This window comes from Sporosarcina gallistercoris, from assembly GCF_050459885.1.
In the GTDB taxonomy this organism is placed as follows: Bacteria; Bacillota; Bacilli; order Bacillales_A; family Planococcaceae; genus Sporosarcina; species Sporosarcina gallistercoris_A.
Window position 1 is genome coordinate 55,637 of sequence record NZ_JBCMNO010000023.1, and the last position, 13,328, is coordinate 68,964.

Below are 13,328 nucleotides of genomic sequence, written 5' to 3' on the forward strand. Positions count from 1 at the left end.
GGATGAATGGAGCGGATAGGAGGATGAATGGAGCGCGTAACGATTTGTCTGCATACAAAAACCCTGCTTCGGCAGGGTTTTTACTTGGTGCAGTATTGGTAGATGGCGGCGGTTGCGAGGCAGTCGCCGATTGCGTTGTGGGCGTCGTGTTCGAGTTGCAGGTATTGTGTGAGTGTCGTGAGTTTGTGGTTGGGTGTGTCTTTGATTTTCTGGCGTGCGATTTTGACGGTATCGATGACGGTGTATTCCGGGAGGGTGATGCCATTTAGACCTTCGAGCGCGTACAGGAAGCCCATGTCGAATGAGGCGTTGTGTGCAATAATCGGAAGCTCCCCGATGAATTCCACCAGTTCACCTATTTTTTCATCGATTGTCGGCGCGTCTTCCACCATTTCGTTGGTGATGCCTGTCAGACGGCTGATGGTCGGTGAAATATAGCGTCTTGGATTGATGAGGACATCCATCTGCTCATCTTTCCAATGATCGAAGTAGCGGATTGCCCCGATCTGAATGATTTGATCGGCACCGGCCCGTAACCCTGTTGTCTCGAAGTCGAGCACGACGTAATCGGTTACGGGTTTCGTGCTTTTTTTATATTTTTGAGAAGTTGTTTTGCGTGAACGGTTTGGTTGCTCGGCCTTTTCCTGCAACAGCCGGATCGCTTTTTCGTGGATATCCATTGAGCAGCACTCCTTCTACGAACCTATTATGGTTAGTATACCCTGGAACACTCGCACAAAACAGACTCCACGTCTTTTACTATCCGCCCGCGGTGAACGCTACAGCCGTTTTTTATTGAAATGAAGAATGGTTCCTATCAAGAAGAAGATGATAATGCCCGTTGTAACCAGGAAGGGTGTCAGCATTTCTCTCGGCGCCATCTCGCCAATGATCATTTCCGGTGGAGCTGACAGCAACTGAAGCGGATTCCATGTGGCGGAATCCGGGAAAATTGCGATGACGAATAATGCGATGACCGTCATCACTGTCACTAATAGACCGCCATATGAAGAGGCGAAATACGTGTTACCCCATAATGTGATGGTGAACAGCAGGATTCCGAATACGTAGACACAGCCCGCTGCCAGAAATAAATGTTGCAGGATGCTTTGATCCCAATAAAATGCGGTGTAGCTGTAAGTGATGATGAAAGTCAGTAAGAATGCGAGAGTCCAATAGAGGATTCCCATGACGAATTTCGTTGTAATCACGGTACTGCGGCGCAATCCTTTCGTGAGGAGGATGACGAGCGTGCCTTTTTCAAGCTCTTTCGACATCATCGTACTGAACAAAAGAATGAAGATGAACAGCCCCATTTGCGGGAAGTTTTTGTAGAATTGCAGCCACGAGTCAAGTGCGGTTGGGTCAGGCAGATTCAGGACCGCGCCTTCAGGCATGAAGTTCTTCATGAGCATGGGTGTGATTTTTGCGGTGAATGGATTCATGATGCCGAGTACAGAGAAAATCAGCAGAGTCAGCAGCAACTTATAGGACTTCAAACTTTCGGTCCATTCTTTCTTGAGAAAACCGAGCCAGGGACTCATTTCAGCACCTCCAGTACCACTTGTTCGAGCGGTTTTTTGTGGGCATGCATCGACTGGATGACAAGATTGCGATCTGTGAGCTGGCGTATGAATTGCAGACGTTCCCTCTCGCTGGATAACTGTACGATGAGTGCATTTTCTTCTATATAGATAAGGTGTTCCAGGTCGTTCAGCTGAGATAGCACGTGTTCCGCAGGTGTGGTGAACGTGAATACGAATTGATGGTTCACTTGCTGTTGGAGTGCTGCGAGTTCATCCTCAAAAATGATTTTTCCTTCGTGCAGCATGGCGACGCGATCACAGATTTGCTCGGCGTCTGACAGGATGTGTGTTGAAAAGAAGACAGTCGTTTCTGATTTAGCTGCCTGTAGAATGGATAAAATCTGTGCGCGTCCGACTGGGTCGAGTGCTGATGTGGGTTCATCGCAAATCAGCAGTTTCGGACGGTTCAGGAGTGCTTGCGCAATACCGAGCCGTTGTTTCATGCCTCTCGAGTAGGTACGAATAGGTGATTCGGTTTGGGATAACCCGACGAGTTCGAGCAGTTCTTCAATGCGCGATGCGCGTTCCGATTTCCGCATAGTTGTGATGACGGCACATAGCTGCAAGTATTCGCGGGCGTTGTAATACGGATAAAATTCCGGGACGTCCGGCAAGTAGCCGATTAGGGCATTCGATTTCGTTTGACCGAATGCAACAGGATGACCGGCGATTGTAATCGTGCCTGATGTGACCGGGAGCAGCCCTAACATGCATTTCATGAGTGTCGTTTTACCGGCACCGTTAGCACCGACGAACCCGAAAACGGAGTGCTCCGGAATAGTCAGGTTGACGTTTTTCAGGACTTCTTTTGCGCCAAATCGTTTGGTGACACCTTTAATGGACACGACCATCTTCGTCCCCCCTTCCTGCGATGAAGTAAATAAGCGGTCCAATGAATTGAATGAAGAGTACGATCAGCAGCCACATCACTTGGTTGCCGAAGCGGTAATGCGGGTGGCGAATGACATGGATCGCAGAAAAAATGGCGAGTCCGAATTGCAATATGACGAGCGGGATGATGAATGGCAAGTATTCTAGAAGCAGGTCTAAATCTGTGTTCATCATTTATCCTCCAATCCCCAGCGTAATTTCTCTTTCAATGATTTCATTTCCTCATCTTCTTGGTACGGTTCGAAAAAGGGTGCGTTCATAATATCGATGACAGACTGTTTAATAAGGTCATCGTTGCGAAGCGCACTTTTCCCCAAGTCCAGTTGCTCCAGCCATTCTTCCAACAGATCGAAATAGGCGTCCCCGCGGAGTGCGATTGGCCATAAGTGGTGTACGCACACGTCGACGTACTTGGTAAGGTAGTGATAGAGCAACTCGCGATTTTGTTCAGTAGAAGCAGCTTGTGCGACGCTTACATAAAATTGCAGACATACATTGGGATGAAGTTTTTTGAGTTCGTATAGGTCGATCAACGCGTCGATGCGACGGATGGTTTCATTGAATGCAGCTGGATGGGACGCGGTGAGTCTTAAATATATCGGACTGCTCCCGACGAGTTGAAGGATGCTTTGGTACATCATCACTTGAATGGCGCGCTTCGCTTCCTCGGTGTCCCCTACTTGTTCATAGGCAGTGGCGAGCAGCACTTCGTCTCCGATGCTTGGCTGGATGACGCCATCGAGGAGTTCGAGCGTCTTTTCCGGATTTTCTTGCATGAGCGCAACGCTAGCTTGCAAGGAGTTCACTTGTCTCAGCACCCAAACGTCATCACTGACCTGGCGGATCCGCTCAAGCCACTGCGTAATTTTGTTCAAAATGCTCCCGCTGTCTTCAGCAAGTTGGTAATGATTGAGCATAAGAATACTCATTTGCAGAAGCAGTGATGGATCACGGTAGTAGGTTTTCACTTGGTTTTCCACTTCTTTGAATACTAGTGGAAAAGGTGATTTTCCGAACATTTGCGAGAAGTTGTTATATAGATCCTGGATCATTTGCTTGGAAAGCTGATGCTCGTAGCTGAGCAGTTCATCCACCGTGATATCAAAGTAGGCTGCGAGTTTCGGAAGCAGTGTGATGTCGGGATAACTTTGCCCTTTTTCCCACTTCGAGACGGAAGCTTTCGAGACTTGGCAGTGTCTGGCAAGCGTATTTTGCGTGATGTTCAGTCTCTGCCGTTCGCGCAGGATGATGGCTCCGATTTGAAGCATGTTCCTCTCCCCCTTTGGAGTTCTATCTTCAGTATATGTTAATCAGCGGGTGATTCAATCAACTTGTGGGTTACATTTTGGTATGGAGGTCAACTGGAGGGTGATTTTTGGGTGTGAGATGTAGCGGGAATGAGCGGGTCGCGCGGGGGAACGGGCGGGTTCTAGGGCGGAATGGGCGGGTCGCGCCGCGAAACGGGCGGGTTCTAGGGCGAAATGAGCGGGTCGCGCGGGGAAACGGGCGGGTTCTAGGGCGGAATGAGCGGGGCGCGCGGGGAAACGGGCGGGTACTAGGACGAAACGAGCGGGGCGCGCGGGGAAACGGGCGGGTGCTAGGACGAAACGAGCGGGGCGCGCGGGGAAACGGGCGGGTTCCCGGGCGGAACGAGCGGGGCGCGCGGGGAAACGGGCGGGTTCTAGGGCGAAACGAGCGTCTGGAGCGCGGAAACGAGCGGGTTCCAGGGCGGAATGAGCGAGTTATCCGGGTCCCCCCTCCCCCCATTATTCAATGCGAAGCGGAGCGAGCACACCAATTAGTCTTGGTTTAAAATCGGTGAAAGATGGATTGGTCGCGAGCTTGGCTACTTATTGAAGAAGATGGCTTGCCGCGGGAATGGCCCGGTTAGTTGGCGGGAGCGAGTGCTTCGCTAAAAACGCATGAAAAAGGCTGCCCGCAGGCAGCCTTTTCGGTATTACTTTTGTACAATTACGTAGCTTCCTGCAGTTTCGATTTCAAATTGCGCTTCGTTCTTTTTCACTTTGACTTTTGTTGATTTGTTTGTGTCCAAGTTGAGAGCTTCCGCTTTCTTCAACTTTTTCGCTGTGGCTTCATCCAAACCAATTGCAACCGCGATCTCTTCTTTGAATTGTTTCAGAGCGGACTTGTTAGCGGCTGTGCCACTTGAAAGCTCGATGGTGTGGACATCTGTGACCGCATTCTTCACGGCAGCTGATGAAGATGTGCCGAGTGTGATGACTGCGTCTCCGCCAGAGCGGTTCATCAGTTCTTCCACAGCATCGTCTTCGAGTGTGTAGACTGCGTTCCCTGCTTTAAGTACGAGATCTTTCTCAGACTTCTCGATTTTCTTTAAAATCGCTTTTGAGAATTCCACGTCCATTGGACCTACAGCTGCTGGTACTTCGATAATGATTTGTTTCGCTTTTTTATCCGCGATGAACACATTGATCATCTCATCTGTAACTGTGATCGCTTTAGGTGCAGCGTCTTCTACATGGACTTTCACTGTCGTTTTGAACTCACCAAATGTAACGCTGATTTCTGCGTCGCCTGCTGCGATTGCTGTGATCTTGCCTTGGGTTACTTTCGCCACGCCTTCATTATTGGACTGGTATGCTGCTTCTGCAGTTACATCGCGGTCCGTCGATGTGCCGTCCGGCTTCGTTGTTGTTTCCGTGACGTGCAGTTGAGCTGTGTCGCCTGTTTTCAAGTCGATTTTCGTTTGATGGACTGAGACAGAAACTGTATCAACTGGTTCTTCTACTGCTGTGTAGATCACTTTTTCTGCTTTGTTGCCTGCAGCGTCTACGTACTTCACAGTGACATTGTTTTTGGCTTTATCAAACTTAGGAAGATCGAATGCGAATGTGCCATCCTGTGCCAATTTCACTGCTCCTGAATCCACGACTGCATCATTTGCTGTCACTTCGTATGTTGCTGATAGTTTTGTGTTGATGTCGTAGCCCAATCCGTATTTCACCAGCTCTTTTTGGTAATCGACGTATTTGTCGATGATTTTACCTGTTACTTTACTCTCTGCAACCATTCCTTCGATTGTCCCTGATGTCGATTTTACGACCACTGGACCTACATAGCCGCCAATAGTTGCAGGGTTGCCGGATTTCGGTTTCGCTGAGAAGTCGACTGTGTACAGTCCTTCAGGAATCCGAGTCGTTCCAGAGTTGTCCCAAGGCGTGTAATTACCTTTGATCGGCAATGTATACGAACCTGCTTTCAGTTCATCACCTGCGTGCAGATACCCGATATATCCGTCTCCATACACGTGCCCCTCTGGATTCATAATATCGAATAATTCAACATAGTTCGCTCCGACGTCCCCTGTAATCGTAAAGGACAGAAGCGATTCATCATTGTATCCGTCTCCATCAAATGATAGATCCGTCTTTGAAATGCTCATGTTTTTTAATACGACGGCTTCAGCACCGCCGAAGTCTGCTGCGAATGGCAATGAAAGATCTTTGCCGTTTCCAGTGATGTGAATGTAGCCAAGGATTTCATCCCCCACTTTCACTGCGGCTTTCGACGCTGTCAATGTAACATTCAGCATCTGCTCGCCGTTCAATTTGAACTCGGTTTGGTCGACAGTCACTTTCGCATCACCGAATCCTTTTGTTACATCAACGGAAACGGTATAATTGCCGCCCGCTGCTTTCAGATCTTTTACTCGGATCTGTTTAGTGACCGTGATGTTCTTGTCCAACTTTTGAGGCCCGAATGTAACGGTACCTTTTAAGTTTTCCACTACTGTTCCATCATTATTTGCTGTGTCGATTGCATAAGCAAGGACATCTGCATGCGCTGCTTTGTACGCTTCCACTCGACCTGCGCCTTGAGAAAAGACGTCATACTTTGTTGTGTCGAGCAGTGTAGCTGTGTTGGAGAGCGCTACTTTCACGTCAAATGCATTCCATGATGGATTATTTTGTTTTACGAGTGCTGCGATTGCTGCCACGTGCGGTGTGGCCATGGAAGTACCTGTTTTGCGAGAATACGCTTCGCTGTAATCCGCGTCCGGGTAGTCGTTTCCGTACATGGGAATTGTTGACATGATGTTTGTTCCTGGTGCTGAAACGTCCGGTTTGATGTCGAAGTTCGGTGTGGATGGACCACGTGAACTTGAGTCGTTGACATCGTCTCCCGTTGTTTTGGTACTTGAGAATTGATCGAAGAAAATAGTTCCTGGTGCTGCTGCAAGTGCTGTGCGTAATGCTTCACCATCTGTAGATGACATATCAAACGTCGGGATGAATTCAAATGCATCTCCGAGGAATACATTCGATTTGCCAGGTGCCCCCGAACCAGATGCAGAGTTGTGGACGATGATTCCAGCCGCGCCTTGTTCTTTAGCTGCTGCCACTTTGTCGACAAATGCAATTTCGCCACGTGCTACGAGTGCGATTTTACCTTTGACATCCAGTCCTGCGTAGTTTTGTAGATTCCCCACGCCTGGAACTGCAACGAGGTCATAGTTACCCGTCAATTGTGTTTGGACATCTTTACCAAAAGTTGTTGCCATCAGATCATTCACTTTGTTGTACGTGAAGTCACCTGCAGTAACGTTGACGTTTGCTTTGTTATGAATTTCAGGGTTTGTGGTGTTTGCGACCGCGATTCCTAGTCGAGCCGTTGAAGGAGTCCCCATCGTACCGCGTTTCGGGCCCGAGTTGCCCGTTGCGATAACTGAAATTGTTCCTGCAAGCATGGCGTTATTGATGGCAAATGAAGCACCGTCAACTTCAGAGTTCGCACCGCCACCTAGAGAGAGGTTGATGACATCGATGTTCTCGATGACTGCTGTGTCGATCGCTTTAATGATGCCAGAAGTCGCACCACTTCCGTATGCGCCAAGTACGCGGTACGAGTAAAGGTCCACTTTCGGTGCGATTCCTTTGATACCGAACGCGTTATTGCCTTGGGCTGCAATTGTACCTGCAACGTGCGTTCCGTGAGTCGTGTAGAACGTGCTTCCATTCGCATTCACTTCCGGTTTGTTTGCCGGACGATCGAGCGGAGATGTCTCAGATCCATCATCGTCTGAGCGTGGACGTGCGTAATCCCCATTTACGTGAGGGACGAAGTTTTTACCGCCTTTGTAAACGGCTTTCAGGTCAGGATGGGAAGCATCGATTCCTGTATCGAGGACAGCGACTTTGATGCCTTGTCCTTCAATTCCCTCTTCCCATAGTTTGTTAATACCTAGGAATGGAATACTTGTGTCCATCTTTGCATCTAGAGATGGTTCCACTTTTTCCAGTCCTTCCAATGCGTATAGAGTGGTATCCGGTTCGACGTATTTTACACCGTCGATTGTAAGAAGTTTGTTGAGGTCTTGAGCTTGAACGGTCCCGGAGAGACCATTGAGGACTGTGTCATATGAGTAATCTTGGTCGAAGTGAACGTTCTTGACGTTCATTTCTTTCAGCGCCGAAGTTTGTTGCTTTTTAATTTTATCTTTTTTCACAGTCTTTTCGGATTGTGTCATCTTTTTCCCTTTGAGCTTTTGAATCCCTTGTTCAAGGCCAACAGCTTTCTCGGATAAATGAATGATGACAGCAACTTCCTTCTTGCCTGAAAGTCCTTGTAAATCTTTATGGAGTTTGGCTTCTCCTTCCAGTATGTCTGTTTGCTGAGCGATTGCCGCTTTTTGCTGGAGTACACTTTCGTCTTGCAAATTCGGCTTAAACGGCTGCTTCAGCTGAGATGCATTTGCCTTGCTCCCGAATGGCAGTACGAGCGAAAGAACCAGGACGAGTGCTAGAAAGGTACTTAGAAATTTCGTGAATTTCTTATTGGCCAATTCTCTTCCCCCTTAAAGTGTTTGTTGTCAAACTTAACTGAATTAAGTGACAGAATGACAATATCATAGATTGGAAGAGATGAGAATGGCATAAAGACAAGGATTTGATGTTTTAACACTATTTTCAGAAAAATCGTTCAATAGGCATCTATTTGGTTCATGCGGAGTAGTCCGTTGGAAGGGCAAGATACTTCGGATTCCGTGATAAATGTCTGAGATGATGAATATAGGGCGTTTGACGTAGGTGTTTTGTGTGTGGAGATTCGGTGGAATGAATGGGTTGTTTGCCGGGAGCAAGCGGGTGCAGCGGAGAAACGGGCGGGTTCTTCGGCGTAACGAGCGGGTGCAATCGAGAAACGAGCGGGTTCTTCGGCGTAACGAGCGGGTGCAATCGAGAAACGGGCGGGTTCTTCGGCGGAACGAGCGGGTGCAATGGAGAAACGGGCGGGTTTCTCTGCGTGACGAGCGGGTGTAATCGAGAAACGGGCGGGTCCTTGGGCAGAACGAGCGGGTGCAGCGGGGTGAAACGAGCGGATGACTGTCCGGTTCATTCCACTATCAAGATCCCCTTGGCCGTCATTAATAAATCTCCCCAAAAAGCACTCCGCGATCTATCGGAGTGCTTGCTTTACTGACAATTATTCATTTCATCGCTCAGCTCACAGCAATACTTATAGATGTCAGCAGTCGTGCGGCAATCTGTTAAGCCGCTCATAGATTCCTGCTTAGTCCCTAACAGGAAAGCCAGGTTTTTCATCTTTTCGACATCATTCAACTGACTCGCCACTTTTCGCGCCAATTTGGTCGTATCGACCACAGTATACTTCGGCAACTTAAATGTCGAACTATCATGAAATGACTCTAAGAAACCCATCTCAAACGAACTGTCATGAATGACAATCGGTAAATCCCCCATATAAGAAACCAATGGTTGAATCATTTCTTCCATAATAGGTGAATTGCTAATCTCTTCATCTGTCAATCCTGTTTTTTGAATCACCTCAAGAGGTACGTGACGCTGGGGATTCACAATTGATTCGAAAAGATCTTGTTCTTGATGATTTTCATAACGAATTGCGACTACACTGATAATTTTATCGGCACCCGCGCGCATACCTGTTGTTTCAAAATCCAGTACAATATAATCCTTGTGACAATCTTCAGTTGTTATATAATTGCTGTTTCGCGTTTGCTTTCTTACCCGGATATTCTTTTGTTTGGGTGCTTGGTTCAGCATTGAATGTACTTTTTCCCGTTGTTTTTCCATAAGAGGCACGTCCCTAATTAATTTGTTTAACCGTCTATTCCCGAATCCCAGACTATTAATCAAGAATTCAAGATATCTTGTAAATCGCTTTTTATAAATATATATAAAAATTCGATAAATCATCTGTCTTTGGAATGATTTATGAACCGAAGAGTATTTTATAGAAACTAAACAGAAACGGTAAGAGTACCTAATTGTAATGAACTACGATAGATGAGATCGGTTAAACTTGAAATTCATCTCTTCATGACTCACGATCAGAAGCAAGCTATTCCCCTCGTTCTTCGCTCACTTTCCCTGATAAAAAAAGACTGCCCTCTTCATCAGTTTGCACTGACTCGCCAGGCAGTCTTACTTGCACAACCTTTTTAAGTGCTTAGGGTTGTTTCAATAACAATACTTTGAAATAATTTTTCCAGCCGAATGCTCTCCATTCCGCTTTTGCAGGCATATCGAGCGGCATAGGGAAGAATACTCGTGGTGCACTTTCCTGATTTCGGATGGATTTGTCGTAAACGACTACAGTTCCTTCAGCGAGACCTTCCGTGACTACCGTGCGATTGAGATACTCGAAAGGTGTTGGTACTTCAGCTGCAACTGCATAGCCTTTTTCGTCCAGTTTCCATACGGAAGCCTTATCCTGACCAGCGTCTGACAGCCACTTTGTTCGAACTGCTGCGGCATTTTGTGCACTATTTGTTGTAATAACCGTCTTCACGTGCGTCCCGAATGGAGCTGGAACTTCTCCATCCGCCGCAATCAGACGGACTCTATAATATGCCAATGGATTGGTTACCTTGTTATCCGCGAGCGTTTTATAAGCTTCTAAAAATTCGTTCGGAGTGGCTGGGACTTGATCAATCGACTCCACTGAACCTTTTAGCGGACCTTCCGTCCCTTTCGCATCGAGCACAGCTGCATCTCCATTCGCAAGCTTGCTCCATTCTTCGTCTTCTGCGTATGTTTCTACCACTTGCTCGTTACTATACACGACGATTTTCGGCTGATCGCTTTCACTGATTATCCGTGCAACGACACCGTCTGTCGGGCTAATTAGGGATGGAGTTGATGAATTTTGTTCCAATTGCGATTCAACCACTTTCAAGCGTCGTTCCGTATCCGCCAAATCGCGTTCTGCTTCTGCGATGGCTTGCGCAAATGAGCCGGTTTGGTTCACATCGACTTTCACATCCACATTCAGCTCCACTTTTGTATCGTCGTCACTTTGAGTACGATCTGACTTGGATGAGTTGGAGCTATCCGTTTTATCACCTGATTCAAGGTCGGAAATTGTCGAACGGATTGTACTTTGTTGGGTGAGCAATGCTTCTTTCTCGGATTCCCAAACGGCCCGCTGACCGTCCGCTTGTTCTGTCTGTAACGTAGCCAGTTCATCCCCTGTCTTCACCGCGTCCCCTTCACGAACGAGCCACGTGTCGATTGCATTGCTGTCACTCGTATAAACCGTGAAAATTTCTGCGGGAGCGACCAATCCCTCTTTGGGCAGTACTTCTTTATACTCTTTTAACGACATATGTTCATACTCGCTCACATATACTGACTTCGGAATTACGCTTTTCTCGGAATACATCAAGTAGAGATTGAGTGCGACAAAAACGCTTACGACAACTCCGATGGCTGTATTGGTAATTTTGTTCATGACGCAGCGCCTCCTTGCATGACGTAATCGAAGAGACGTTCAAATGGGATGTATCCGATCGCCGCTGTCAACAGGGCGAAGAGAATTTGCAGGCCAATGAGCACAGCGAGTAAACTCTTCCAATTCATCGTCTTCGTGTAAGAACGGATGAAACTGAACTGCATACTAACGACGAGTGCTGAGATGATCGTTAACTGATTGAGGAACATGATTAAAAACCATGTCTCCGAAAATGTTGCTGATAATGGACCGAAAGATAAAAATGACACGTTTGTCGCTTCCCCTTTCACAAGGAAAACCAGGAAGACAAGCACTTTTTCAATGAGCAAAACACCAGTCACCAGTAGTTGTAAAGGGACTACGCGGCGGACTGGAATCGAAGTAAGAAGTCCAAGGACGTAGGAAACAAAAAACAGATGAAAAGCTATGTAGACAACTGCCCATAAAATAGCACCCATCACGGAGACAAACCGTGCAATCGTATAGTCGCCGTCTGTTGCAAGTGCCAGCATCGGACTAAGTGATTCTGTTGTCATTCCCCATATGTCACGTAACGCAAAGATTACGATTCCAGAAAGAAAAAGGAAGACAATCCGTCTGTTGAAGCCGCGCATTGCCGAATTTTGATGATTCATCGCGAGTTGTGAAGGATTCGTTACATAGCGCCAGAACGAAAAGTTGAAAAACATGGGATAATTCCTTTCTTGTCAAAGATGGAAAACGGATTTTGATAATAACTTCCTATCCTCTACTTTAGCAAAATCTACAAAATTTGCAAAGAATACATGCGAGAAACATAAGGAAATAGTCTTTTATTTGAAAACGTGTTTCTAAGCAACCTGATTGTGGTATTGAATAACTAATCAACAAGTTGGCTATCCTTTATTAGATCACGGATACCGTTTCTCGGAAATATCTCGTTATTTCCCGGGAAATCGACAAAAGGAGCGATGTGCGATGGAAAATAACACTCAAACTCAAAAAATGGCATACATGTCTTGGCAAGATGTTGCATTCGGACTTTTAGGATCCGCATTGTTTGTTATGCTATTATTAATTCTCACGTGAATAATTCAGACGTACTATCATTCAATACACATTAAAAAACACCTATCTCAACTAAGATTGATAGGTGTTTTTTTACGTGGAGCTATTCAGTTTGTACATTCGGTGTGCGCATTCCTTCCGTCAGTTCCGTGAACAGTTGTTTATCGTTGTTTTCCAGGGCGAAGTCAATCATACGTAATCGATTCTCCGTTTCCAGTTCCCCGATCAGCTGTTCGATCTCACGCGCTTGCGGCTCAGATAACTCAGGCGCTAAATGGAAGATGCCCTCTAATACGCCTGATAAATGAAGGTGTAAATCAGAAATCAGGAGCAATTGATACAGCGGTAATCGGATGAACCGGCTGCCTCTCTGAAAGACAAATACTTCACCTAAATTTTCCACTTGCAAGCTTTTCATGTTGATGACGATTTCCTTTCCTTCAATAGGAACAAACTGAAAAACCTCTTGACCTTTCAGAATCGAAAAATATTGATACGCAAATACTAATCGCAGGCGGAAATCTTCTTTGCTCGTATAAAATGGAGTCATTCGTTTCACTGATAGCATCTGAATCCCCTCCGTATTTGAATATTCCGATTATTTATAGTTTATCACATCCCAGCTCTATTTGTGAATGATAAATGCCTGATGTAATTAACTATATGTGAGCAGGACAGAAGCTATTTCAGTGATTCGTCATTCCGTATTCCGACTTGGAGGGATCATGTAGAACGACATGCTATGTGGTATGAATTCTTGAATCTCCAATTCTCTTAATGCTCTCAATACAGCATCTGCAATGATCCCCTTCGAACGGTCGACTTGATTGAATCTAATAATATTTTTTGCATAGTCCACTGTGATCGAGTCAAAATAGGAGTCACCCAAAGTAGCGGAAATGATATACATGGTCTGACGCTCTTTCACGTCAATGATCCCCTTTGTGCTTGCAGGTTGCAGCTTTGTCTGGAGGGCACTTGCCCGGTCGGCAACCATTTTTCTCAAGCCCGGAATATAGATTACCATTTGATCGGATATAATTTTTCACTCCTTTC

At 46.5% G+C, this 13,328-nt stretch carries 12 protein-coding genes; 1 reads left to right on the plus strand and 11 read right to left on the minus strand.

All coding sequences use genetic code 11. The features are described from left to right. Positions 1–80: 80 nt before the first annotated feature. The 6 genes from ABE021_RS13725 to ABE021_RS13750 form a co-directional block, all read right to left on the minus strand. Positions 81–680 (minus strand): 3'-5' exonuclease, encoded by a 600-nt coding sequence (locus ABE021_RS13725; RefSeq protein WP_430289406.1) that lies wholly within the window; start codon positions 678–680, stop codon positions 81–83. A gap of 99 nt (positions 681–779) precedes the next feature. Beyond that, positions 780–1,544 carry an ABC transporter permease subunit gene (locus tag ABE021_RS13730; protein WP_430289408.1) on the minus strand — a complete coding sequence of 255 codons (765 nt, stop codon included), beginning with the start codon at positions 1,542–1,544 and terminating at the stop codon, positions 780–782. After that, positions 1,541–2,437 carry an ABC transporter ATP-binding protein gene (locus ABE021_RS13735; protein WP_430289410.1) on the minus strand — a complete coding sequence of 299 codons (897 nt, stop codon included), beginning with the start codon at positions 2,435–2,437 and terminating at the stop codon, positions 1,541–1,543. Before ABE021_RS13735 ends, ABE021_RS13730 begins: the two co-directional genes overlap by 4 nt. Beyond that, positions 2,421–2,648, minus strand: a complete 228-nt coding sequence (locus tag ABE021_RS13740) for a PLDc N-terminal domain-containing protein (RefSeq protein WP_430289412.1) — start codon at positions 2,646–2,648, stop codon at positions 2,421–2,423. The genes ABE021_RS13735 and ABE021_RS13740 overlap by 17 nt, the downstream gene beginning before the upstream one ends. After that, positions 2,648–3,745: a helix-turn-helix domain-containing protein gene (locus tag ABE021_RS13745; protein WP_430289414.1), complete on the minus strand. Its 1,098-nt coding sequence runs from the start codon at positions 3,743–3,745 to the stop codon at positions 2,648–2,650. Before ABE021_RS13745 ends, ABE021_RS13740 begins: the two co-directional genes overlap by 1 nt. A 689-nt stretch (positions 3,746–4,434) precedes the next feature. After that, on the minus strand, positions 4,435–8,298 hold the full coding sequence (locus ABE021_RS13750; protein WP_430289416.1) for a S8 family serine peptidase: 3,864 nt from the start codon (positions 8,296–8,298) through the stop codon (positions 4,435–4,437). 275 nt (positions 8,299–8,573) lie between these two features. Here ABE021_RS13750 and ABE021_RS13755 point away from each other — a divergent pair, with 275 nt between their 5' ends. Further along, entirely contained in the window at positions 8,574–8,933 is a 360-nt protein-coding gene (locus ABE021_RS13755; protein WP_430289418.1) for a hypothetical protein, read from the plus strand. Here ABE021_RS13755 and ABE021_RS13760 read toward each other — a convergent pair. The 5 genes from ABE021_RS13760 to ABE021_RS13780 form a co-directional block, all read right to left on the minus strand. After that, complete coding sequence (locus ABE021_RS13760; RefSeq protein ID WP_430289419.1) at positions 8,927–9,565, minus strand: exonuclease domain-containing protein; 639 nt, start codon at positions 9,563–9,565, stop codon at positions 8,927–8,929. The two genes, ABE021_RS13755 and ABE021_RS13760, sit on opposite strands and share 7 nt — an antisense overlap. Before the next feature lie 376 nt (positions 9,566–9,941). Continuing rightward, positions 9,942–11,225: an efflux RND transporter periplasmic adaptor subunit gene (locus ABE021_RS13765; protein WP_430289420.1), complete on the minus strand. Its 1,284-nt coding sequence runs from the start codon at positions 11,223–11,225 to the stop codon at positions 9,942–9,944. Continuing rightward, positions 11,222–11,914, minus strand: a complete 693-nt coding sequence (locus ABE021_RS13770; RefSeq protein ID WP_430289421.1) for a hypothetical protein — start codon at positions 11,912–11,914, stop codon at positions 11,222–11,224. Before ABE021_RS13770 ends, ABE021_RS13765 begins: the two co-directional genes overlap by 4 nt. 461 nt (positions 11,915–12,375) lie before the next feature. Next, on the minus strand, positions 12,376–12,840 hold the full coding sequence (locus tag ABE021_RS13775; RefSeq protein ID WP_430289422.1) for a transcriptional regulator: 465 nt from the start codon (positions 12,838–12,840) through the stop codon (positions 12,376–12,378). Between the two features lie 129 nt (positions 12,841–12,969). After that, positions 12,970–13,200, minus strand: coding sequence for a hypothetical protein (locus tag ABE021_RS13780; protein WP_430289424.1), 231 nt, complete (start codon positions 13,198–13,200; stop codon positions 12,970–12,972). Between the last annotated feature and the right edge of the window lie 128 nt (positions 13,201–13,328).